Origin of the sequence: Synechococcus sp. HK05, assembly GCF_019104765.1 — a bacterium.
GTDB lineage: Bacteria > Cyanobacteriota > Cyanobacteriia > PCC-6307 > Cyanobiaceae > Vulcanococcus.
This window is the reverse complement of the sequence record NZ_JAHRXJ010000002.1, coordinates 14483-37474: the sequence shown is the minus strand read 5'-3', so window position 1 is coordinate 37474 and position 22992 is coordinate 14483. Positions and strand designations below refer to the sequence as shown.

Annotated in this window: 22 protein-coding genes and 1 pseudogene; 1 reads left to right on the top strand and 22 read right to left on the bottom strand. The window is 56.7% G+C overall.

Annotation, left to right across the window (positions count from 1 at the left end):
* Positions 1-2: 2 nt before the first annotated feature.
* The 10 genes and pseudogenes from KUL97_RS01355 to KUL97_RS13845 all read right to left on the bottom strand — a co-directional run.
* Positions 3-635, bottom strand: coding sequence for an O-methyltransferase (locus KUL97_RS01355; protein ID WP_217795065.1), 633 nt, complete (start codon positions 633-635; stop codon positions 3-5).
* The gene (locus KUL97_RS01350) at positions 632-1819 is read right to left on the bottom strand and encodes a glycosyltransferase (protein WP_217795063.1); all 1188 of its coding nucleotides are present in this window, start codon (positions 1817-1819) and stop codon (positions 632-634) included. The genes KUL97_RS01355 and KUL97_RS01350 overlap by 4 nt, the downstream gene beginning before the upstream one ends.
* Positions 1819-2577 (bottom strand): hypothetical protein, encoded by a 759-nt coding sequence (locus KUL97_RS01345; RefSeq protein ID WP_217795061.1) that lies wholly within the window; start codon positions 2575-2577, stop codon positions 1819-1821. Before KUL97_RS01345 ends, KUL97_RS01350 begins: the two co-directional genes overlap by 1 nt.
* Positions 2574-3899, bottom strand: a complete 1326-nt coding sequence (locus KUL97_RS01340) for a hypothetical protein (protein ID WP_217795059.1) — start codon at positions 3897-3899, stop codon at positions 2574-2576. The genes KUL97_RS01345 and KUL97_RS01340 overlap by 4 nt, the downstream gene beginning before the upstream one ends.
* A gap of 37 nt (positions 3900-3936) precedes the next feature.
* Positions 3937-4830, bottom strand: a complete 894-nt coding sequence (locus KUL97_RS01335; RefSeq protein ID WP_217795057.1) for a glycosyltransferase family 4 protein — start codon at positions 4828-4830, stop codon at positions 3937-3939.
* Positions 4831-5176: 346 nt separating this feature from the next.
* Positions 5177-5866: an acyltransferase gene (locus KUL97_RS01330; RefSeq protein ID WP_217795055.1), complete on the bottom strand. Its 690-nt coding sequence runs from the start codon at positions 5864-5866 to the stop codon at positions 5177-5179.
* Positions 5863-6999, bottom strand: coding sequence for a glycosyltransferase family 1 protein (locus tag KUL97_RS01325; protein ID WP_217795053.1), 1137 nt, complete (start codon positions 6997-6999; stop codon positions 5863-5865). The genes KUL97_RS01330 and KUL97_RS01325 overlap by 4 nt, the downstream gene beginning before the upstream one ends.
* Positions 7000-7156: 157 nt before the next feature.
* The gene (locus KUL97_RS13850) at positions 7157-7921 is read right to left on the bottom strand and encodes a sulfotransferase family 2 domain-containing protein (RefSeq protein ID WP_217795051.1); all 765 of its coding nucleotides are present in this window, start codon (positions 7919-7921) and stop codon (positions 7157-7159) included.
* Positions 7922-8418: 497 nt separating this feature from the next.
* Positions 8419-8655, bottom strand: coding sequence for a hypothetical protein (locus tag KUL97_RS13660; RefSeq protein WP_254896068.1), 237 nt, complete (start codon positions 8653-8655; stop codon positions 8419-8421).
* Between the two features lie 18 nt (positions 8656-8673).
* A pseudogene (locus KUL97_RS13845) lies at positions 8674-8718 on the bottom strand (hypothetical protein); the annotation flags it as partial.
* Between KUL97_RS13845 and KUL97_RS01310 the strand changes: the two are divergent.
* Positions 8707-8907: a hypothetical protein gene (locus tag KUL97_RS01310; RefSeq protein WP_217795525.1), complete on the top strand. Its 201-nt coding sequence runs from the start codon at positions 8707-8709 to the stop codon at positions 8905-8907. The pseudogene KUL97_RS13845 and the gene KUL97_RS01310 overlap by 12 nt on opposite strands.
* Positions 8908-9326: 419 nt before the next feature.
* On the opposite strand, the gene KUL97_RS13840 is transcribed toward KUL97_RS01310, so the two are convergent.
* From KUL97_RS13840 to galE, 12 genes are all read right to left on the bottom strand, one after another.
* On the bottom strand, positions 9327-10349 hold the full coding sequence (locus tag KUL97_RS13840; protein WP_217795047.1) for a glycosyltransferase family 4 protein: 1023 nt from the start codon (positions 10347-10349) through the stop codon (positions 9327-9329).
* Positions 10346-11539, bottom strand: a complete 1194-nt coding sequence (locus KUL97_RS01300) for a glycosyltransferase (protein WP_217795045.1) — start codon at positions 11537-11539, stop codon at positions 10346-10348. Before KUL97_RS01300 ends, KUL97_RS13840 begins: the two co-directional genes overlap by 4 nt.
* A 299-nt stretch (positions 11540-11838) precedes the next feature.
* Positions 11839-12759 (bottom strand): polysaccharide pyruvyl transferase family protein, encoded by a 921-nt coding sequence (locus KUL97_RS01295; RefSeq protein WP_217795043.1) that lies wholly within the window; start codon positions 12757-12759, stop codon positions 11839-11841.
* A gap of 25 nt (positions 12760-12784) precedes the next feature.
* Positions 12785-14587, bottom strand: a complete 1803-nt coding sequence (locus KUL97_RS01290; RefSeq protein ID WP_217795041.1) for an ABC transporter ATP-binding protein — start codon at positions 14585-14587, stop codon at positions 12785-12787.
* Between the two features lie 102 nt (positions 14588-14689).
* The gene (locus KUL97_RS01285) at positions 14690-15406 is read right to left on the bottom strand and encodes a bifunctional 2-polyprenyl-6-hydroxyphenol methylase/3-demethylubiquinol 3-O-methyltransferase UbiG (protein WP_254896104.1); all 717 of its coding nucleotides are present in this window, start codon (positions 15404-15406) and stop codon (positions 14690-14692) included.
* A 232-nt stretch (positions 15407-15638) separates the two neighbouring features.
* Positions 15639-16034, bottom strand: a complete 396-nt coding sequence (locus tag KUL97_RS01280) for a type II toxin-antitoxin system prevent-host-death family antitoxin (protein ID WP_217795481.1) — start codon at positions 16032-16034, stop codon at positions 15639-15641.
* Positions 16035-16225: 191 nt separating this feature from the next.
* On the bottom strand, positions 16226-17620 hold the full coding sequence (locus KUL97_RS01275) for a nucleotide sugar dehydrogenase (protein ID WP_217795037.1): 1395 nt from the start codon (positions 17618-17620) through the stop codon (positions 16226-16228).
* A 109-nt stretch (positions 17621-17729) separates the two neighbouring features.
* Positions 17730-18347: a Uma2 family endonuclease gene (locus tag KUL97_RS01270; RefSeq protein WP_217795035.1), complete on the bottom strand. Its 618-nt coding sequence runs from the start codon at positions 18345-18347 to the stop codon at positions 17730-17732.
* A 26-nt stretch (positions 18348-18373) separates the two neighbouring features.
* Entirely contained in the window at positions 18374-19318 is a 945-nt protein-coding gene (locus KUL97_RS01265) for a UDP-glucuronic acid decarboxylase family protein (RefSeq protein ID WP_217795033.1), read from the bottom strand.
* A gap of 4 nt (positions 19319-19322) precedes the next feature.
* Positions 19323-21638 (bottom strand): GumC family protein, encoded by a 2316-nt coding sequence (locus KUL97_RS01260; RefSeq protein ID WP_368656053.1) that lies wholly within the window; start codon positions 21636-21638, stop codon positions 19323-19325.
* Positions 21639-21656: 18 nt separating this feature from the next.
* Positions 21657-21950: a hypothetical protein gene (locus KUL97_RS01255; RefSeq protein ID WP_254896067.1), complete on the bottom strand. Its 294-nt coding sequence runs from the start codon at positions 21948-21950 to the stop codon at positions 21657-21659.
* 10 nt (positions 21951-21960) lie between these two features.
* Entirely contained in the window at positions 21961-22989 is a 1029-nt protein-coding gene (gene galE / locus KUL97_RS01250) for a UDP-glucose 4-epimerase GalE (RefSeq protein WP_368656052.1), read from the bottom strand.
* Between the last annotated feature and the right edge of the window lie 3 nt (positions 22990-22992).

Here is a 22992-nt window from a genome sequence, read left to right as displayed (position 1 = left end):
CGTTAGTAGAAGAACATCGCAGTGCTTGTCACGCCAATCCGGCATGGGCCAACAGACTCAAACACCCGGACAGACTGGGCACAGTTGGACGCAAGTAACTCCTCGTAACGCCAGAAGTCATCAACGAGAATGATACTGCCGGGTTTCATCAGTGGTTCGGCTTGCCGGAAGCAGGTGATGCGCTCACGGAATGACTTATCCTGCCCGTCGATGATCACCACATCCCAGTCGCCAGCATTCATGGCCTGACAGTATGCGGAGCCAGCGAAGTTCTCTGGGCGATCAAAGTTGAAAGGAAGATGGCGCAGGGTTACTCGATCAGCAACACCATGACGCTGAAGCGCCTCCTCGACAGCGGCAAGCCAAGCAGCATCGTCTTCGATAGCTGTGATTTTGGCAGCCTTTTTGGCATAACGCAGGGTGGAACCACCACTGCCCCATTCGAAAATACGCTTACCGGGAAACCTTCGATCAGCTTCACGGATTGCATCAAAACTCCACCAGGGCAGATGTTGCGCGAGTGGTGAATGCCGCGAAGACGAAAGATTACTTAACAAATAGAGGGGGGTATTTTGGGGTTGGCGAAGCAGTGCTCCGGCTAGCTTCAAGGCACGCTGGGTGTTAGTGAGATTCATGAACTGGAATGGGAGATGAATGATTGGTCGAGCAAGGGCAACAGAGCCCTTGCCACAGAAGCAAAGTCGTATCGATCTGCAAACAACTGCCGGCCGCGCTCGCCCATCTCAGCTTGGGCAGCCGGTGCCATCGCCAGCCACTGGTGCAGGGCTGAGGTAGTGCCAGCGGCGGTGTCGGCATGAACGATCCCGGCATCAGCTGCGGCCACATCAGTAGCAATATTCACCGGCTCGGCAATCGACACCGGCAAGCCACAAGCCAGCGCTTCTGCCACCACGATGCCGAAGTTCTCCTGGTGCGACGGTAAGCAGAACAGTTCGGAGCAGCGGAAGGCACCCCACTTGAGCTCACCGCTGAGCATGCCGGGCCAGGTGATTCGGTCGGCGATGCCCAGCGCTGCGGCGCGTTGTTGCAGGCCAGCCTGCAGACCCACCTGATCCGGTCCGGCGATCACCAGCTGCAAAGCATGGTCTCTGGAGGCCACGGCTGCAAAAGCCTCGATGAGTAGGTCGACCCCCTTTTTGGGATGGATCCGGCTGAGAAAAAGGAGGATGCGCTGGCCGCGCAAATGGGGAAAGCGCTCCAGAAAGGCGGCACGCTGCCGCTCCGCATCCGCTGGAGGCGCCGAGGTGCCGTAGCCCACGACAACTTCATTCGCCCGATACAGCCAGAACGACTGCCTTGCCAGCAACCGCTCTTGCTCGGTCGTGAACAACACAGTATTGGCATCACGCAGCACCCGGTAGTCCGCCCAAGGCCAATAGGCCCATTTCTTCAGGTGTTTGAGCGGATAGGTTCGCTTGAACCAGGGATCGAGCATCCCGTGGGGATACACGAAATAGGGAATGCCGGTGCCCCGCAGAGCGCGCCAAGCGGCCAAGGCGTGATACTGCCAGAGGCCGTGAATGATCACCGCATCGTGACTCTGCGCCAGGTCGAGCATACGGGCGGGCAGATCACGCCTGTAGCCGTAGCCACCAGCGCCCGGGCCGAGGCCGATGGCCTGAAACAACTGATCCTGCAGCCAGGTGGCATCAGGGGGGTCCAGGCTGGCCACAGTGGTGGAGACACCCAGAGCATCGAGATGCGGCGTGATCTGGCGGACACCTTCAGCTGGACCACCGCCTTCAGGGTTGAGGGAGGGGATTAATCGGAGGAGCTTGAAATTAGACGCAGCAAGCACTACCAACAACTCTTGAGATGGTCGAGAAGCTGCGGCAGACTCCACTTAATAGAGCCGGCGGCAATCCATGAAAGGAGAAGGCGAGCAATGGAGCCGAAACGCTCGTCGGCATTCGGTTCTGACGCAAGGATGATCAACTGCTTCACTTGATCAGTATCGGCACCATCTTTCACATCATTGATCAAACGTGTAATGAAGGGGACAGGAGCCTGAGGACGATTGCCGTCGGATGCATCTTCGTCGTGAGCCGACAGAACCCTGAGAAGGTCGCCAAAGGGAATGAGTAGATGATCGCGGTGAAAGCTCGCATCTGGAGTGCCACCTTTGGAGGCAAGAAAACACTCGAGAGACTGACGCGTCAAACGATTTGGAACATAGAGCCTGAGTATCCCCTGAGTTAAATCCTTGGGATTCTGCTGAGAACGGCCAAGCAGATAATTCATCTCGTCGAGCACTAGCTTGGGAGAAAGCTCGGCAGATCGCTCTAGCAATGCACATTGCTGAATGCTTGAAACAATTCGCGCCGGGGTCAGCGAAAGCGCGAATGAAAGCGAAGAGATATGCGATACATCTAATCGCATCCAATTAAAAGAACCGTCAGATCTCCACAGATCCGATGAGGACAAAAACTCAAGCTTAACAACCGCAGAAAAGGCTGGGAGATCTAGCTCTGCTTTTGCAACCTTGCCAAAAATAGAACGAGTATATGCCCGCAAGACAGACGACGCGAGCTCCTGCTCAATTTCACGGCGATTCATTGCTGGCGCAGTGCAGGTAGCGAAGGGGGCGATGAGCCAGACAACAAAATACTCATCATTTCTGAATTATTTGTCGCTGCAAGAGCAAGGCCACAAGAGACAACGATTAACCCGAGAGAGGTCGGCTGAAATGTCTGACCAATCATAAGCGGCAAAAGACATGAGCCTGTCATGATTAGAGGGACAGTATTCTGACAATATGCAGAAATTAGCGCCAGCCACGCAAGATAGAGTGAAAATATAAACCTCCATAGAATAAAAGCAACTCCAAGAACTAGCCCCATTTCCGCGACAGAAGCCCCCCAGGCATTTTCTGATAGCAAAAACTGGAAATCACCAGTCAGACGAACTGCGCCAACATTGGTTCCAGCCCCAATTCCAGCACCAATTAATGGATATGAATCAGAAAATGGCTCAATAAATTGAGACAATACACGATTCTGCAACGTTCCGGATACACCCTGTTCTACACCATTAACACGACCGTCAGCAGCAATGGCCATATCCCAGCGAGCAGCAAAAGCATCTTGTGTTTCACGAAAAGCAGGCACAGACGTAGCCACTACAAAACCCAGAAATAGCGCAGCAAAACCATAAAGAAACGTGACGGGAGAAGATCGAGATGCAATCAGCGCGATCAGCACAGCCAGCACGACTTGAGCATAACCAAAAACAAGCAAACGACTAATAGAAACAGGTGCAGCTACCAGTAGAGAAACGCTGATCAAAAAGAGCAGTGGAATCGAGAAGCGTTGCCGCTTGGTACCATAAGTCAAAGAAAAGAAAGAAGCAGCCGCAATCGGATAAAAGGCAGCCAATTGGGCGACAAAAGTAAAAGCACCGGATGGGCGAAAGCGATCAAGAGCCCCAGAGAGAAAAGCAGAGGTACCGTCACCACCTGGACCCTGATTGAGAAAATGCGTTGGAGGCAACCCAGACTGAATGGAAATTAGAATTGTCATCGGGATTGCCGCCAATGCCAAGAACCATGCGAATGCGATAACGTCCGTTCTGTTAAAAACAGATGCAAAAAGGAAGATGAGAGGAAACTGCAGAACAAGAATCCGCGCACCAAAAAACGCCACAAACAGATCCCCGTGTCCGAATAATAACGCAAACACGAAGGCCGATGATCCAATCACAAAAAGAGAATTAACCCACAGAGACCAGCGTGGACCTTGTAGAAGTGGCCAACCCCACCACAACGCCAATAGGGCCAGAGGATCACGCGCAACGAGAAGTGGTGTTGAGAGGCCGGGAAAAAACCACTTGCGTAGAACTCCTTCAAAAAGAACGATCCAGAAGTAAAGCCAAAGCAGCATCCGGAGCCTTTTTATTAGATGTAGAGGCATAACCAGATCAAGTGGGATCAAGTATTTGGGTTAGTGAATCGATGAGCTTTGCGTGGTAGCAACTCCAGCTCAAATCAGCAGCCCGTTTCAAGCAGGCCAATCGCATCGCAGCAAGATGATCTCGGTCATCAATCAGCAGCTGGAGGCGCTCAGCGATGGCCAGACTGTCGCGAATTGGCACGATGAACCCTTCCACGCCGTCACGCACGGAACTCATACCACCGGAGTTGGGCGTCGTGATCACGGGCAGCCCCTGGGAGAGCGCCTCAGTAATCACAAGGGCATAGCCCTCAAACAGCGAAGGCAACAGCAATACATCGTGCTGACGCATCTGCTCGAGGATCTGGGAATGGGGCAGGGTTTCAATCCAGTGGTGATGTTCCAGAGCTACCACCAGGGGGCGACAATGCGACGCCGTGACCTTCCCGACCAGAGTGAGACTAACCTGGCTGCCAAGGGAATTCACGGCATCGAGGGCGTAGGAGAGGCCCTTGCGCTGGCCAAGGGACCCCACATAGAGCACCCGCAACGGGCCAGCGCTGAGGGGCGGGGGGGGCTCAGCCAGTGGCTGCGGTGATCCAAACGGAACAACGGCAATTGGTGCGGCCGTAGCACCGTGCTCTACAAGGGTAGAAAGAACGAACTCGCTAGGCACAACCACCAAATCGGCCAGCTGAAGTTCGAGATCCTTTCGCTCCAGCTTGGCGCGGCTGTCGTTCAGGCCGGTGAGGGTGCAAGCCCATTCGGGCTTGAGCTCACGCTCCTCTTGAAAAATCTGCTGGGCAGAACGCCAGTAGCCGATCGGCAAGTCGTAAATCCGGCGCAGGCCCAGGCGCTCAGCAGCCTGAAAAGTGCATAAAGCACTGTCTTCATAGGCATACACACTACGGAGGCGCTGCAATTGAGGAAGGCGCGCGGCAACATGGTGATCGAAGCTTCTATAGATGGCATCAATAGAGAGGGGCCCTTGCTCATGGCGCGCCAACTTTGGCAAAAACCGAGACACACCCCCCAGTCGCAGGAGTTCGCGCCAAGGATGGCTGTGCTGCAGGTGGCGGGGCAGATCGGCAAAAGAACGCCGGTTGAGCTGGGCAGAAAGGGGGGTAGGAAGCAGGCGAGCAAGGGGGTTGCTGGGGTTCCAGCTCACACAAGTGTGGAACTCTTGCAGCCAGCCGGCATCCAAAAGAGCCCGCGCGGCAGCCCGAGTATTGACGTTGCCAGTGGGATGTGCAAGCAGGAGCATGAAATCAGACCACAAGGCCGGTGCTGCGGCTGAAGTAGGCAGCCCTGGGATCGATGTTCTTCAGGCGCCGGGCTGGCTGACCTGCGTAGAGGCCCCACGCCTCTGTGTGCGGCTTGTTGAGTAGAGAAAGGGCTCCAAGCACGCAGTGATCGGGCAGCACGCTGCCGCCGAGGATCACGCAGCTGCTACCCACGAAGCAGTAGGCACCGATGGTTATCGGCTCACTGTGCTGGCGGTTGTAATGCAGGTCGATCGCATGGCTAAGCAACTGAGAGTGATAGCCAGCGATGGTGGTGTGAGGACCGATCAGGATCCTGTTGGTGCAATCAACGTGGTGGTTCTTTGTGATGGCGGCATGGTCACCAAGAGATAGCTCGGCGCGGCGGTCGGGCTGGTGGGCAAAGTGGGGGGAGGCGGTGCCGGTGGGGAATCCGGTGATCCAATTGCTGCGGCCGATCGAGGCCTGCTCGCCGAGCTCGAGCGCATCCAGGTTCACTGCCACCGTGAGGGCTGCAATCCGCGATCCTGCAGCCATGCGCAGCATGCATGGGTAGATCCAGGCCAGGCCGATCCGTGCCGTTCGATGAAGCTGGTAACCAAACAAGCGCTGGAGAAGCAGTCGCTTCAGGGGCCAGGGCAGCGGCACGATCAAGGCCTTGCCAACCAGCTGTAAGCCACGAACTGCGTTGGTCATGAAAAGGCGAAGCTCAGGTAAGCCTGTTCGATCAACTCGGGGGCAAAGCGCCTGGCGTTGCGAAAGCCCTCGCGGATCAAGGAAGCGCGGGAGTAGGGGTCCTCAAGGGCAAGCACATGGCGGCTGAAGGCAGTGGCGTCGTGGGGGTCGGCATAGAAAGCGCCCGTGCCGGCCACTTCGGGGATCGAGGTGGTGGTGCTGGCAATCACCGGGCACCCACACACCTGAGCCTCCACCACCGGCCAGCCGAACCCCTCGGAAATGGAAGGGAACAAGAGGGCATGAGCTCGGCAGTAGAGCTGATTAAGCAGGGCATGGCTGGGGCGCACCAGCGAGAGCAGGCGATAGCCAAGGGGATGGCTGCGGCGAAATGCCTCCTCTGCTGGACTGAGCGGGGCACCAGCGAAGACCAGCCGGTAGGGAACAGCAGTACCGAGTTGCTGCAACACTTGCAGGGCCAGGGCACGGTTTTTGCGGGGCAGCGCCGATCCCACCATCAGCAGGTAGGGCTCTGCGGGCAGCTGGGATCGTTCGGCGTGGCTGAGCGGCAACTCCTCGGGATCGGCCGTGAAGGGAGCATTGATGGAGTTGGGAATTACCGCATTGCGCTGGCCTGGGGGGCCGCCACCGAGCCGCTGGTAATCCGCCAGGGTGGCCTGCGACACGAACAACAGGCGTCCGCTGCGCCGCAGCCCGGCCATGATCAAGCGCTGCAGCCAGATGCCGATCGGCGAAGTATCACAGGCAGCAGCAGCATCGCCCATGGCAGCGCGCACGGCAAGCAGATCGTGGCAGGTGACGATGCAGCGCCGGGGCGGAGAGCAAAAGGCGTAAAAACCATTGCTATGATCAGCAATATGCACCAACTGAAAGCGGCGGGCAGTGAAGTAGAGCCAGAGGGGAAAGATCAGCAGTTTGTCGATGTAAGCGAGATACTTGCGCGCCAGCGGCGGAAGACCGGACAGGCCCCCCACCAGCACCGGCGGCCGCACCAGCCGGACATCCCCATGGGAGGCGTAGAGGCGCACCAGCAGCTTGGCGTAGCGCTCCATGCTTTGCAGATGATCAGGCGGGTAGTTGCCTACCACCAGGATGCGGTGGATGGTGGTGATCTGGTTTTGATTAGTTGGCACAGAATGTAAACGTGATTCCGAGCCTAAATCCTGCAAGCTGTGCAATGAAGTAACTCAGGATAATAATGACTATTGCGGAGCCTTGTGAAGCTCCCGCTTCGAGCTACAACAAATCGGGGGGGGGGGGGATCCAGGCCTGTCTGCCGTGAACGCGTGTTTACACAGCGTTCCCACTGGTCCAAGAAAACGCCCCCCACGGATCGTAGGACTCTATGCCTAAGCTTGACCTAAAAGATCCTCTGATCTGACAGCCGGCGACGGACTTTCCAGAGACAGATTGAGCAAGCTCCCAAATCTCCCAATCAGCACACCAACCAGCCTGAATCTTTGCCAACAGCTCAGTGGAGATATGCGGCACTGAAGCCCTGCTCATAAAGGGATTGTGGTTTAGGTGCTGTAAGGGTGGCAATCTTACCTTTAGGTAACCTTTAAGATCCTCATAGAAATCGTCTAATCGGTGATAGAGGCCAATACGGTCAACCAAAAGACGCCCTTGATAGTCACATACCATCATGGCTTGGGATGGCTTGTCGTCTCCTAGCTCCAACATTTGATCAATATAAACTTCAAAGCTAGAGGGAGATGGTCTCAGACTGCCCTTAATCGATGAGCCTCCAAGCAGAAAAAACTTGTAGCAAGAGAATAACCAGTCCAGCGGATCTCGGCAAATGGCAAATCGCTTGAGTTTGGCGAAGCTTTCTCGCCCAAGCGATTTCAGTGCTTTGGAGCAAGTGGTGTGTGGACGATTCGCATAGTCATAAAGTAATGCCGTTTGACCAAGCACTGGCAGCTTCCTAAGGGCTCGAGAGGCTAGCGAGGTTTCGCGCCATGACCTGAAAGGAAGAAGTGCTCTGCGCATTGAACTGCCTCCGGTCTTGGGCACATGGCAGAAGAGAAAATGGTATCGAGGCGAGTAGATCATCTGACAAAAGCCAAGTCGGTAGAATTAAAATGAGGTACTTTTTCACTCTAGGCGCCCTTGGATTCATTAACAGAATGAGACCGGAGTGATGCTCGCAAGAACAATCGCGGGCTGTGCACTCACCAGACCCTTCAAAAGAGAAGAGTGCATGGGAATCAGACCTAAGGAACGCCTGGCTTGGATGTCATGGATGATATCCAGTGGTCAACATTAGTTTTCGCATTGCGAGTCGTTACCCAAGACAGGGCGGTGCGTATAATTTAGAAGAACCAGTCTCTAGGGCAGCGTAGTGCATGCTGCTCACGCAGTAGGTACGTTAAATGGGCTGAAGCAAGAGTAATATCAACTAGGAATACCTAATGGGCTTGACGAGAAAGCTTTGCCAGCCAGACCTGGCCAAGGGAGATTAGAGGCGCACCAGCAGCCGGGCGTAGCGCTCCATGCTCTGGAGGTGATCAGTCGGGTAGTTGCCCAACACCAGGATGCGGCGGCGGTAGTCATCGCCCGGCCTGGCACCGCCTCAGGCGCTTGGGAAGCTGCGCCTGCGGCCCAGCCAGCACGTTGGCCACACCGGAAGGGCCTGCTGCTGGCAGTCGCGTGAGGCTGTAGGCCGGCCGATTGCAGATCCATGCCCATGGTTGCTCGGCACTGAACAGCCAGAAGCTGTAATCCTTGGGGACGGCATTGATCACCTGCTCGAAAGCCGCGAGGGCGTTCCACTCGAAGAACACCAACGGCCGCTGTACTTGAAGTGTTTGACGGAGCCCATGCAGAACGGCTAGCTCATGGCCTTCCACATCAACCCTGATGTAATCGATGCGAGCAAGCTGCTGGATGGCCTCGCAGTGATCACCTGGCAGTACCTGCACCTGGATGGCCTAGTCGCCAAGGCGATTCTCCAGTTAGGCGGTGCCAAGATTGCAAACACCCGGCAGATGCAATGGCATCATGCCCACGTGACCGGACAGCGCCAAAGAGAGCGTTAGCCAACCCTCACAGCCATTGGAAAGAAGCTTTGCTTAGGCCATTTAAGCCGCCTGGGGGTTGGGCTCAAACGCCAGGCCATTGGCGCCAAACAGCGCATAAAAAGGGAGTGATGCCCCACGTTGGACCCTACATCCAGCACAGTCGACCAAGGCATGTTGCCGCGAAGGGGGGAGAAGCATTCAGCAAAGAGCCGCAACTCTCCGGGACTGTAGGCTCCGAAATAGCGGTAACTCCAGTCAATGAAATTAGCTGCGTGGCCCATTTATTAGGTGCCACCGAATAGGGCTGGCTGAAGGGCGCTCCTGGAGTTGTGTCCGGGTTTTCGACCAGGCGAGCGAAGCGATCGCGAATGCCAAAACGAATCCACTGCTGTCGGCCGAGGATGCGGGCGAAGCCGTGAACGATGGAATTTTCATGGTTACCTACTACTGAAGGCCTCTTCGAGCACCGCCAGGTAGCGATCACACACCGCCTGCTGCTGGAACGCTTCCAGGTGGGCAGGCGTACGGGCGCGAAGCATGGCACGCATCGGGGCATCATCCATCAATTGCGCCAGCTTCCGGGTGAGGTCAACCTCATCCCCGCGCTTGAAAAGCAGACCGGCTGGGCCCACGGCGTCCGGCAGGCCGCCGCCGTCAGAAGCGAGCACCACGCATCCGCAAGCCAGGCCTTCCAGCGCCACCACTCCGAAAGGTTCGCGCCAGCGGGAGGGCACCACCATCAGTTCATGCTGATTCAAAAGGCGGACCAACTGCTCACCCTGCATAGCCCCCAGGAACGACACGGAGTTGCCGAGCTGAAGCTCCTGAGAGAGCGCCTGCAAAACCTTGCGTTCGGGTCCATCGCCCACGATGCTCAGCCGCCATTGTGGCCGATGCAAAGCGGCAAAGGCCCTCAGCAGCATGTCGACGCCCTTGTCACTCACCAATCGGCCGACAAACACAATGCTCCGCTGGCGTTCGAGCTCAGGCAGCAAGCGAAAGAGCCTGCTGCGATATGGATTCCCGATCACCACTGCGTGCCGGCAGGAATCGACGCGAATGGCTTCGCTGCAGGCGATCACCGTACTGGCTCTGCTCAGGCTCCACTGTTTCACGCGCTGGACGGCACCGCGCTCGCCGTCCACGTCTCGGATCCAAGTCTGCAAACCGATCACTACCGGCTTCCTGATGAACAGCGAAGGCCAGAGCTGGCGAACTTCCAGGTTGTTCTGAAACACCACATCTGCCCATCGATATGCTGCCAGAAGCTCACACGACGAAAGTTGGCGAAAGACAGGAAATAGGAACAGGGCGTGGTCTTCGTCTACAGAGCCTGGCGATTGGGTCACCAACCGCACAGCATGCCCAGCAGCAACAAAGGAGCGGGCAAGCAGATCAGAAATCCCCTCGATCCCACCGATGTCAGGGTGGAAGCGATTTGAGGTGAGAAGAATATTCACGCAGGGCTACGAAGATCCTCGATGAATTGCCGAGCTGTGAGTGGCAGCTGATCATGGGGTGGATACTTTCGAGCCTTCAGCAAGGCTGCTTCAAAATCGGAATCGAACAACACAAACCTGCCACTTGCCTTCAGCTCATGATCCCACGCCTTGCTCTTGCTGGAAAGTCTGGGAACGATCACAGGCAGACCGTGGGCAATCATGGCAGCAACAGATCCACTTTTACCCAGTAGATGCGAAGGCACTGTAGTGATGCCAAAATCAGAATTCTTCAAAAGAGAGGAAATCTGGTTCTTGGAAAGTTTTCCTAGCATTTGAAAGCGGAAGAGCGGGTAATCTTGCCGCTCGAGATCTGTCCATAACCTCTGCCCATGAGCACCGGAATTTCCTATTGACAAAAACAAGCATTGCGAAAGTTGCAGATCCTGGCTAACTGACGCAATTGCACCCAGCAGATGCATCGGCTCCCATTCAGGATGAATAGCACCAAAGAAGACAAATATCCAGACACTGCCCTTTTTTGCCACCTCGTCCAGCCCGCTAACCAGAGATATATTGCTGAACAAAGGCAGGATTATTGGCGCCAATCCGGCACGCTGAAGGAGAAGCTGATAATACGGATTAGAAGCATGAAGAGCCTTGGGAGCCAATGAACTGATCAACCGGCATACGACAATTTTCTGAATCTTCGAAATCAAGAGATATGCAAGATTGACACTTGGATCTACCCACAATTCATGAATCATAATATTCCAATTAGCTCTGGAGGAAATTTTCGCGAGACCACTCCGGAGCTGAATGGGCAGGCCTTTATCATGAAAGGCGTAGGGAACAAACTGAAGGCTGATCCAATCGGGCTCAAAATAAGCGAGCTGGTTGGAAAGGTGAGTGAAACGCTCTACCCATGGAGATGAAGAACTAAAGCGTAAGACCAATAAGCCAGATGAACTGAATGGCTCTGGGCGAATGCTGTCAGCCTGGCCTACATAGCGATCGTTGATCGCAATGCATAGACAGAGATGACCGAGCTTCTGAAGTTCAAGGGCTAGGGTCCTTACATAATCACCAACACCATCACAGCCGGGCTCCAGGGAACCGCATAGAAATGCCAACCTCAAGTGATGATTCTTATCACTATTCATTGATAGAGCCAAGGGTGATATCGTGAAAGTCAATGAGAACAAACGCATCCAAGGCAACAAATGACGAAGCTCCAGCCCATAAAAGAGCCAAATATAGCTGAAATAGCATCTTGAAAACGCGAGGCATCACTCAGACCTTTAGAATTCACGAGGTTCTATATGCAGTAACAACGTGTATAGAAAGAGCAGCTTTCATGCAAGGAAGCCATTATTGATAAGTTCTACTTGAATAAAGAGGAGCAGCACTCGCCATCGACAAGACCCTATCACGGAAAAAGCATGCAAAGAAGCAAGGCTTGCCAGCCATACCTTTGCAACTTCATTGAGAATGAATATCTCAATGAAGTTCAAGAGACTTTGTGCGGAGTCATGATCAACTTTCGGAATGGCAATGCAAGCTGGAACGGGTATGTACTCAAACATCTTCTTAAATAGACAGAGGAAAAGGAAGGGGAGGCCGGCGGACTTGCGTCAAGTGCTTCTCGCCAAGAAGACTTAAACGATGAAACCGAACGACCTGTTCCCTCATAATAATCAAGATATTTGAATGAGGACTCACTAGAAACAAATGGATGCACAGGCACAGAGTATGCGTCGGCTAAAATAATGCCGTGCAATGACGAAGAAAGAACACGTGAAGATGTCATTATCTCATAAGCAATGACCTCAGGGTGAAGAAAGGGATGAATCAACTTAAAACCAGGCGGATGATCTTTGCGAAATTCATTCATCATCATATTGTATTCATTGTAATGGGGTATTACCAGGATTTGCTCTTGGGGATCCGAGTAAGGTTCGCATTGAGGGTGCAAGATCGACTGTATGAGTGGAAATAGAATAGCGGGATCAAAATATCTTGAAAAGCCTACAGGTAGCTGAATGCCAGCATTCAACAAAGCTCGCCTAGTCAAGGGGCCGCGAATAGCACAAATGTTAACATTTTCACGCTGATTAATAGAATCATACGAACGGGCACCAGACCCCCAAACAATATCAGAATTTTCTAACGCATTCAAAATGGTTCCAATAGCTAATAGCTTGCCACTTCGAAACGGTGGCACCAAGCGAACAGGCGCAAAAGACAATGCTTTAGCGATATAAAAAGACATGTAGTCTCCGAAGTTATGAAAATGACCTCTTGCTGTATATCTGATTTTTTCTTTTGCATATCGAATAACATTAAGAGGACTGGATTTTTCATCAAGCCTTCCAGATGGAAATCCCCAGGCATATAAGCGTATTTTTTCAATGCTTGAAATGTTATTCACGATTGAAAAATAGTGGAATAAGCGATCAGGCGCTGAACAGCTCGCGCCGGCGAGCCAGAAGCTGGAAAACGCTATTACCTGCCAGCAACTCGCCGTAGCTGCCGAGACCGACGATGCGCCCATGCTCCAGCACGAGGATGCGATCGCAGCGCTGCACGGTGCTGAGGCGGTGAGCGATTAGGATCACCGTGATCTGACGGTTGAGCGCCTCAATCGCAGCCATCACCAGCTCTTCCGTATAGTTATCAAGTGCGCTGGTTGCTTCGTCAAGCACAAGCAGCTCGGCTTGCTTGTAGAGCGCTCGCGCCAGACCGATCCGCTGCCGCTGTCCGCCACTCAGTCGTACCCCCCGCTCACCCACCACAGTGGCGTAGCCCTCGCTACTGCTCTCGATCAACTCGGCAATCTGAGCCTGTTCTGCCGCCTGGCGCACCCGACGCTCATCGATCTGCGCTTCCGGCACACCAAAGGCAATATTGGACGCAAAGCTGGCATCGCTCAGATAGATGCTCTGGGGCACATGGCCCACTCGCCGCTGCCAGGCCGCCAATAGTCCCGGTGTGGCCTGCAGATCCTGGCCATACACCAGCAGTCGCCCCTGCGTGGGCTCAAGCAATCCCAGGATCAGATCGCTGGTAGTGCTTTTGCCACTGCCTGTGCTGCCCACAAAGGCAATCCGCTCGCCAGGCTGAATCGCCAACTCCAGATCGCGCAAGACCCATGGGCCTTCCGGGCTATATCGGAAGCTCAGTTGATGCAGCTTTAGCAGAGGAGCCGCGTTGGTTGTGGCTGGGAGCCGCAGCGCTGGGGAAATTTGCCCTGTCTGAGTGAGATGGGGCCCACACAAAAACGGCTGCAGTCGTTGTAACGGCGACTGATTGACCTGAAGGCTGCTCAGCCCACTGAAACACTGCTGCAGCGGCTGGAGCAAACGGTAAGCGCCCAAAGCCAAGGTGCCTAGCAGAGGCAGTTGCTGCTCGATGCTCTGGCCTCGCAGCGCCAGCGTGAGGGCAAGACCCACGATCAGTACAACCGCAAAGCCCTCGATCATGTAGCGCGGTACCTGTGCCTTGGTGTTGATCGCAGCCGCGGCGAGCCGATAGCTGCGATTACGGCCCCGATAAGCCTCCAGAAAAAAAGGCTGACTGGATTCGATCAGCACATCGCGGATGCCACCAAGACTTTCCTGCACCACCTGCAGGGTGCTCTGATAATTGCTGGTAAGCCGTTGCCCATCGGCTGTCAGCGTCCCCCGCGTGAAGCTGAACACCAGGAGGTAGAACCCAGCCATCAGGAAACCGATGATGGGCATCAAGCCCGGTGCCAGGGCGATCAGCGAGCCACCCAGGAGCAATACAATCGCGAAGTTCACCAACACGAGAAGCAACGCCTGAATTCCGCCACTCACTTGATCAATGTCTTTGGTGACATGAGCGAGGACAGTGCTGCTGTTGTGCTCCAGATGCCAGGAAAAGGGCTTCTGCAACACCGCCGCGAACACCTGCTCGCCAAGATCTGCTGCAATCAGTGCCGCCAGCCGCAGCTGGGAGCGGATCGTGATCACCCGTAGCGTGGTGCTCAGCGCCACCACCAGCACAAAGCCCATCCCCAGGCTGAGCAGAAGGTGTTGCTCCGGCAGCGCCCGCAGCGGGGTGGCCAAGGGCCCAAGGGCTTTCAGGCCTTTCGTGGGGTTGGCCAGCAACCGGAGCACGGGCAGGAGTGCGCCAAGGTTGGCCACCTCACCGGCTGCTGCCGCCAGGCTGAGGATCTGCAGGCTCAGCAACTGGCGCCGCCGGCGGGGGCTCAGGGCTTGCCAGAGGGGCTGCAACTTGTACAGAGTCTGGGCGAACTTTAAGCGAATTGGGGAATCGGTCCGGTGAAATACATGGCGACTCTTTGTAATCTTTAGGAGTTTCATAATTAGGGCTTTCTACCGATAATGAGCGGTGAGAGCATCAGCCTTGCCTTGAGGAGCGGCCCACTCTTTTCTGTCCCGTTGAACAAGCAGACAGAGGTTGTCGCCATGTGCGATGGGTGAGCGCAACACAGGCCGCAGCAGACGTGAGGCCCATTGCATCGCACGCCGCGACGTGGGTGAGCTGCCATCCTCAGGGAAACCCCAGCTCTTCAGCACATCGAAGCCATGGCGGTTAAGCAGTCTGGTGAAGGGAAACATCAAGATCGGTGTGATGTGGGTGGGATCACCCTTAGCGTCGAACTGTTTGAGCCGATCACCGAGGGCAAACAGCAGCTTTGCTTGGGCAGAATGCAGGTTTGGAGTCGTCAACAACGCCAGCCCACCAGGTTTGAGCAGTCGCGCCAATTCCGCGAGAAAAAAACCGGGGTTCTCGATATGCTCAATCACCTCAACCGCCGAAGCCAAATCAAACGACCCGTCGGCAGCATTGAGCTGGAACAGATCCAGATCCGCCTGCTCATAGCGAATCCACGCTGAGGCAGCCGGTGGGCGGATATCCACGCCCGTGAGCTTCCGGTAGCCCATACCTGCAAGCCGCTCCAGCAAGGCACCACTACCGCAGCCCAGGTCAAGAATCCGGGTGTCAGGGTCTGGTGCCAGCGCCCGCACCTTGGCGGCGACATGGGAATGAAGCAGGGGCGTGGAGGTGCGCGGTTGGGCAGGGGGCATGGTGTTCAAACACGCTGGCGGGATGCGTCTCTGGAGAGCTTGAAGGAGCTCTGCGGACGCAGTGGTTGCAGGCAAAATTTGATCAGTCTGGTGATCAGCAGACCCAGCACCTCGCTGGCGATCGCCACAGGCGAGCGCATATTGCGGCAAAGCGTGCTTTGCGGTTCAAATGTGGGCGGCCATGGGTTCCAGTTACTTCAGGGTCAACGACTGAATCTGGCTGGTGTTGGCGTCATTGCAACCGATGCCAGCTCCAATGGAGGTGGCTCGGATCAATGCTGATCTCGCTCATCCATTCGCAGCACCGACTGGCCAGCCGCCTTGCACCAGGAACCGGTCCTGCAGGAGCGTGAAATCCCTGCGAAGGGCACCTCGAAGGCTTCCACATCGAGTTGACGCTGCTGCCCTTCCTTGCTCTAGGGCAGGAGCCCGCTGGGCTCCAGGCTGGTACGGCGCAGTACAACGATGTCGCCCAATTCCTCCTTGGACAAACCCACCTGAAACGGTGAGGCGCAACAGGCACCCCGCGCCGGGTGATCTCCGCATCTTCACCGGATTCAACGGCATCTAAAAGGGCCGACAGCTGGGATTTCGCCTGGGCAGCGCTGAATGTTAAAACTCTGGAAATGTTTGGTCAGAGGACCTTCAAAGCTGTGAACAGGCAATACCACTCATGTCGGCCGTGCCCTGGATCTGGGTGTTACCAGCGTCTCTCAGGGGGCTGCAGCGGCGGGTGAGTTGGCGGAGGGTGACGGCCCTCGGCCAGCCAGTCCTGGGCAACCCGGGTGTGGCGCAATTCCTCGGGAGGGATGCCGGCGATCACACCATGCCGCACCCCACACGCCAGTGATTGAGGCCAGCCAGGCAAACAGCGAGCGAATCCGTAATCGCTCGGGCATCGAACACCCAGGCCGGCTGACGCATCAAAGGGGCCAAGGCATCCCAGCACAGCTCCGAATAGCTCTGCCATTCCGTGAGAATCACGGCGGCATCGGCACCAGTAACAGCATCAGCCACCGCATCGCAGTGCAACCAGCTCTCACCAACAGGTTGGCCGAGGTCCAGCGCAATCTGATCAGGGTCCACTTTCGGGTCGTGAATGGCCAGGATGGCGCCCTCCTCCAGCAGATCGCGGCACACGCGGATCGCCGGTGATTCACGCGTGTCGTTCGTATCGGCCTTGAAGGCAAAACCGAGGATCGCGATGCGCTTACCAGTCACGGTACCGAACAGCTTCTGCACCACCAACGCCGCGATGCGGTGTTGGTGCCAGGTGTTGAGCGCCACCACACTCTCCCAATAGTCGGCCACCTGCGGCAGGCCGAAATGGCGGCAGAGATACACCAGATTGAGGATGTCCTTCTGGAAGCAGCTGCCTCCAAAGCCAGGGCCAGCCTTGAGGAATTTCGGGCCAAGGCGGCTGTCGGAGCCGATCGCTCGCGCTACCTCCTCCACATCAGCTTCGGTGGCCTCACACAAAGCAGCGATGCTGTTGATCGAGCTAATCCGCTGCGCCAAAAAGGCATTGGCAGTGAGTTTCGAGAGTTCACTGCTCCAGAGATTAGTGCGCAGGATCTTCTCGGGTGGCACCCACTGGCCATACACACCCGCCAGGGCATGAATTGCGGTGGTGCTCTCACCGCCGATCAACACACGATCTGGGTTCTCCAGATCACGGATCGCCGTGCCCTCGGCCAGAAATTCTGGGTTCGACAGCACGGAAAAGCTGCGGGTCGTGTCTGTGTCTTCAGCTGCTTCGAGGATCGCCTTCACCGCCTCAGCGGTGCGCACCGGCAGGGTGCTTTTCTCCACAACAATGGTGTGGCCAACAGCAGCCTTGGCCACCTGGCGGGCGCATGCCTCCACCCAGCGCAGATCACTGGCCTGGCCGGCACCGATGCCGCGCGTTTTGGTAGGCGTGTTCACAGCGATGAACACCATGTCTGCCGCAGCAATCGCTGCATCCACCTCAGTGGAGAAGTGCAGGTTGCGGCCACGGCAGCGCCCCACCACCGCATCGAGCCCTGGCTCATACACCGGCAGCTTGGCAAGGTCATCGTCGTTCCAAGCGGCGATGCGGGTGGTGTTCATGTCCACCACAAGCACCTGAATATCGGGGCAGCGATCGGCGATCACCGCCATCGTGGGGCCGCCTACATAGCCGGCTCCGATGCAGCAGATCGTGCGGATCTGGGGTGGAGCGATGGTGGTCATAAAAAAAACCCCGGCGCAGGGCCGGAGGCTGAACGTGGCGGTGGAACTGGATAGAGCCGCTGAATGGCCCCGGATCGGCTGTCCAAAGCCGCCATGTTGGCCTGCGTAGTCAGGCGGACCAGATCTCAGCCAGATGGAGCGACAGCCCAGGGAATTCAGGTGGGGCTGTGAGGAGCACTGGACTCTCCAGGCGCTGAGGATCCCCGGCTGAGAGCCATACTTCAACAGCGCGCTCCTCTGGCAGGACAAGCCAGCCGAGCCGGGCGCCGTTGCGCTGATACGCGGCCATCTTCTGCCGCAACGCAGCAACTCCCCTCGGCCCCTCGTCGCTCGGACTGGCCAGCTCCACCACCAGGTCGGGGCACAGGGGCGCGAAGCGGCGACGCTCTTCAGCACTCAAGGCCTGCCAGCGATCCAGGCGAACCAGGGAGGCATCAGGGCTGACAACCGAGCCGTCAGGGAGACGAAAACCTCCTGAGCTCTCAAACACTTTCCAGCTACCGCTTGCCTTGGCGAAGCGCTGGAGCTGAAACAACAGCTCGCTGTTCCGTCCACTGGTTTCACTGCCTGTCGGCGTCATCGCAATGACATGGCCATCCGCGGCCAACTCAAGCACTGCCTCGCGGTTTTCAGCACACAGCAGTTCGAACTGTTCGGGGGTGAGCCGCAGACCTGCAGGGAATCTCAGCCGCAGGAGATCGGGATGTGGGCTGGTGGTGAGGGTCATCGTCGATGGCCGGTGCCACTTTGACGCTAGCTGGAAAGAGCGTCGCGGAACCAGGCGATTGTGGCGTCGAGGCCGCGCTCCAGCGGCACCGTGGGCTGCCAGCCGAGTTCACGTTGCGCCAAATCGATCACCGGCTGGCGTTGCAGCGGATCATCCTGGGGCAGCGGTTGTTCGATGAGTTCCAACTGCGGATTCACTTTGGCGCGCACCAGTTCGGCCAGCTGGCGGATCGTGAATTCGCTGGGGTTGCCGATGTTGACCGGGCCGCAGTGATCACCGTTCATCAGGCGGATCATGCCCTCGATCAGATCATCCACATAGCAGAAGCTGCGCGTTTGGCGGCCATCGCCATAGAGGGTGAGTGGTTCACCGCGCAGGGCCTGCACGATGAAGTTGCTCACCACGCGGCCATCATCCGGCAGCATGCGTGGCCCATAGGTGTTGAAGATCCGCATCACGCGGATCTCCGTGCCGTGCATGCGCTGGTAATCGAAGCACAGGGTTTCGGCGATGCGCTTGCCTTCGTCGTAACAGCTACGCAGGCCGATCGTATTCACGCAACCGCGATAGCTCTCCGGCTGCGGATGCACCTCTGGATCGCCATACACCTCACTGGTGCTGGCCAACAGCAACCGTGCACCCACCCGCCGGGCGAGGCCGAGCATGTTGTAGGTGCCCAGGAAGCTGGTTTTAGCGGTTTTGATCGGGTTGAACTGGTAGTGCACCGGCGAAGCCGGGCAGGCCAGATGCCAGATCCGGTCCACCTCGATCCGCAGCGGTTCCGTCACGTCGTGCCGGATCAGCTCAAAGCGCGGATGGCCGATCCACTGGGCGATGTTGGCCTTGCGGCCGGTGAAGTAGTTGTCGAGGCAGATCACCTCTTCACCGGCCTCCATCAACCGGTCCACCAGATGGGAGCCGAGGAAGCCGGCGCCACCGGTGATCAAGTTGCGCATGAGTGCTGCTGGCATGGGATCAACGGCGCTGATCAAGCCAGCGGAACGCCTGCTTCGAACGCTCGGCCGCGTGTTGCAAGCGTGGATAACGCTTCAGCCAGGCCTTCCATTGCTGGCGTTGGCTGGAGCGCGCGGGCGCATAGCCATAGCCATAGCCATAGCCATAGCCATAGCCATAGCCATAGCCATAGCCATAGAGGGACACAGCAGGCACCGTTTGGTTGGTGATCACACCCAACAGATCAGCGCTGGATTCCTGAACACGGGCCAGGCTCTTCGGCGGCAAGCCACGATTGATTTTGCCCAAGCTCACCAAGAACAACAGGCCATCGAGGTGATCGGCGAGCAGCAAGGGATCCACAAGATCCAAAGCCGGCGGAGTGTCAAACAAGATCAAGTCAAATTGCTTGAGGTTGCGGATTTGTTGCACAACCGCAGCGCACGCGTTGGAGCTGAGCAACTTGGCGGCATCCGGCGGCCGCGGACCCACCGGCAACAGAGCCAGGTTGGCCTCCGGCCATTGCAACAGCTCCTCCACAGCCGGAGGGTGTTCGGTGAAGAGCTCACTCCAGCCACGTTGGTTAGCCAGGCCAAAGCGTTTGTGGAGTTGCATCTGGCGCAGATCTCCGTCTACCAGAAGCACCTTGGTGCCGAGATCCGCCAAGGTTTGCCCAAGCAGAGCCACCGAAGTGGTTTTGCCCTCACCACTGACGGTGGACGTCACTGCCACCATGCGCAAGGTGCGACCGGCACGTAACAGCTGCAATGAGCGATAGAGGTTGCGCAGTGATTCACGCAGTCCAAAACGCTGTTGATCATCAAGGCCCTCCCACACAGAACTGATCGTGCTCTCAGCATGAAGCGGAAGGAAGGGAATACTGCCAAGCAGGGGCTCATCAAGGGCCTGCTGCACGTCTTGCGGGCGATGAAACACGTGGTCGAGCCGATCGCGCAACAACGCTGCACCAGCACCGCCAATCAAGCCAAGCAAAAGCCCAAGCATCAAATTACGCCGAAGATTCGGCTTGACCGGTGTCGGCAGAAATTCCGGTGGACTAATCAGTTGCCAGGGCAGGGTTTTCTGCGCGACCTCAAGCCGGAAACTTTCGCGAGCTTTCAGGTAACTGCTGAGGTTGTCGCGTGCAATTTCAAGCCGTTGCGTTAGGGCATCGTATTGCTTCACCAGTTCCGGGCCCACCACCTTGAAGGCCCGCTGTAATTGGCCCAGCTGCAGCTTCACCTGAGTTTGTTGGGCCAGATTTTCCTGCAGCGCTGAGCCCACCGCATCCAGTTGGCGCTTCTGCAAGAGCGGACGCATGCGATTGCGCTGTGCCGTAAGGCTTTGCACCAATGGCGAACTGCTTTTGAAGGTGCCACTGGCCTGAGCCAGCTGCTTCTCCACATCTGCGAGATCACTCAGCAGCTGACTGAAGGCACCACTCGCCAATGCTGGTGTGAGATCGGCGCCAGTGGCGGCCTTCAATCCGCCGCCGCCTGCCCCTGAGGCCTGTTGAAACTGCGGTGAAAACAGCTGACCGCGGCGCACCGAGGCCTGCAAGCCAAGTAATTGAGCTTCGCCTTGCTGCAACTGACGCAACCGACCTTCCAACTCAGCACGCTCAGCCTCAATCTGCTTGGCGCGATCTTCGGGCACCAGCAATGCATTGGCACGGCGGAAGTCAGCGAGTTCCTGCTGGATTTGATTAACGCGTTGCTGCAAGCCAGGCGCCTGTTCATCCAAGAACTTCAAACCTTGCGCTAATTTCTCCTGCCGCTGCCGCAGCGAGTAGGCCAAATATTCCTTGCTTAAGGCCTGAAGCAAACGTTCACCCTGCTGCGGATCACCCCACTCCAACGTCACATTGAGCACGCCATCAGCGTCGCGCTGCACTGCTTTGGCACTCACTCGGCCCGCCAAGGCATTAGCCGGCAAACCTTGCGCTACAGCCAGGGGCTGCAGCAGCCTTGGGCTACGCAACACTTCAATCAGGTTGGGCAGATCCACCGATCCCGCATCCACGAGAGCCAGCTGATCAAGCTGATTACTCGATTGCCGTTCCTCGCTCAGTGGATCCTTCACCAACAACGTAAATGACCCCTGATACGTCGGGCTCAGGAGGCGCTGCACCAGTGTTCCTGTTCCCGCCAGCGCCAAGCAGGTGCCAAAGGTCACCACAAACCAACGACGGCGGCGCAACAAGCTCTGCCAAAGCTCCTGGGGCTTGATCTCGCCAGAGCGATCCAACAGCGCTGCTCCCGGCCAGAAGGCTTCAAGGGCAGCCGGAGTTGCAGAAGCTTTCGTGGTGATGGAGGCAGGGGTGGAGGTAGAGCTCACGGTTTCAACACAAGGGGATCAAGCCGCATCGGGCAGACGACCAAGATGAGCAAAATGGCGACGCATCTGCATGGGCTGGCCAAACCAGGGCCAAAAGGGCTGGTTAAAAAAGCGATAGAAGAGTGCAACGTCAAGATGATCAATCGGGACACGGTGACGCTGTGAGAGAGCCGTGAGCTCATCAACCGTGGTGATGGAGCGAACCGCGAATTGGAGATGCAAGTGCGCTTCAACAGCATCACAAAAGCGCTGTACGCGCTCTTCTCGGTGATGCAGCTCTCGAATGAAGGATGAACGGCCTTGGTAGTCCATCTCGACAAAATCAACGCGTGACAAAGCGCTGCATGTGCCAAGTCCAGGCATGGGCAATCATGGTGTGGAGATCTGTGAACTGCGGCACCCAGCCCAGTTCACGCATCGCCTTAGCCGCGGAAGCCACCAGCACGGCAGGATCACCGCTGCGCCTTGGTGCGACGTGAGCCAGCAAACCACATTGCGTGACGGCCTTCGCGCAGCTGATCACCTCCTGCACGGAGTAGCCCAAGCCATTGCCCAGGTTGTAAACCTCATAGCCTTGGCCGACGCTCAAGATGCGCTGCAAGCCCAACACATGTGCAATGGCGAGATCACACACATGGATGTAATCACGGATGCAGGTGCCATCAGGAGTGGGGTAATCGTCACCGTAGATCTGGAGATAGGGGCGATGACCAGCCATGGTGTCAAGCACCAGCGGGATCAGATGTGTTTCGGGATCATGGTGTTCACCCAGATCGCCGTCGGGATGGGCGCCAGCGGCATTGAAGTAGCGAAACACCACCGCTGGTAAATCATGGGCTGAAGCAAAGTCAGCAATGAACTGCTCCACCATCAACTTGCTTCGGCCATAGGGATTGATCGGGAACTGCGGACAGCTTTCCTCAATCGGAATCTGGTCGGACTCTGGGATGCCATAGGTGGCGCAGGTGCTGGAGAAGACCAGCGGTATCGGCTTCGCGCGCCGGCGACCTTCAGCCACCATCGCCTCAAGCAGATGAAGCGACTGAACCACATTGTTGCTGTAGTAGCGCAGGGGATTGGCAACGCTTTCGCCCACATAGGCAAAGGCAGCGAAGTGCAACACAGCCTGCACTGGTGATCCAGCTGTGGCCGGATGCTCACCTCGTAAAATTGATTTCAGGAGGTTCCGATCACCTACATCCCCTTCCACAAAGGGAACATTCAGTGTGGTGATGATGTCGTGGTGGCCGTACACCAAGTTATCGAGCACCACCACATCGAAACCTTGCTCCTGCAAAGCACGTACGGTGTGGGAGCCGATGTAACCAGCCCCACCTGTAACCAAAATCATCAA

Excerpts from the sequence above, each read along its gene's own strand:
- KUL97_RS01345 (WP_217795061.1), bottom strand. The coding sequence starts at position 2,577 with ATGAATCGCCGTGAAATTGAGCAGGAGCTCGCGTCGTCTGTCTTGCGG.
- KUL97_RS01300 (WP_217795045.1), bottom strand. The coding sequence starts at position 11,539 with ATGCGTTTGTTCTCATTGACTTTCACGATATCACCCTTGGCTCTATCA.
- KUL97_RS01285 (WP_254896104.1), bottom strand. The coding sequence starts at position 15,406 with ATGCCCCCTGCCCAACCGCGCACCTCCACGCCCCTGCTTCATTCCCAT.
- KUL97_RS01270 (WP_217795035.1), bottom strand. The coding sequence starts at position 18,347 with ATGACCCTCACCACCAGCCCACATCCCGATCTCCTGCGGCTGAGATTC.
- galE (WP_368656052.1), bottom strand. The coding sequence starts at position 22,989 with ATGATTTTGGTTACAGGTGGGGCTGGTTACATCGGCTCCCACACCGTA.
- KUL97_RS01255 (WP_254896067.1), bottom strand. The coding sequence starts at position 21,950 with ATGGACTACCAAGGCCGTTCATCCTTCATTCGAGAGCTGCATCACCGA.
- KUL97_RS01355 (WP_217795065.1), bottom strand. The coding sequence starts at position 635 with ATGAATCTCACTAACACCCAGCGTGCCTTGAAGCTAGCCGGAGCACTG.
- KUL97_RS01330 (WP_217795055.1), bottom strand. The coding sequence starts at position 5,866 with ATGACCAACGCAGTTCGTGGCTTACAGCTGGTTGGCAAGGCCTTGATC.
- KUL97_RS01310 (WP_217795525.1), top strand. The coding sequence starts at position 8,707 with ATGGCCTTCCACATCAACCCTGATGTAATCGATGCGAGCAAGCTGCTG.
- KUL97_RS01340 (WP_217795059.1), bottom strand. The coding sequence starts at position 3,899 with ATGCTGCTTTGGCTTTACTTCTGGATCGTTCTTTTTGAAGGAGTTCTA.
- KUL97_RS01265 (WP_217795033.1), bottom strand. The coding sequence starts at position 19,318 with ATGCCAGCAGCACTCATGCGCAACTTGATCACCGGTGGCGCCGGCTTC.
- KUL97_RS13850 (WP_217795051.1), bottom strand. The coding sequence starts at position 7,921 with ATGATCTACTCGCCTCGATACCATTTTCTCTTCTGCCATGTGCCCAAG.
- KUL97_RS01275 (WP_217795037.1), bottom strand. The coding sequence starts at position 17,620 with ATGACCACCATCGCTCCACCCCAGATCCGCACGATCTGCTGCATCGGA.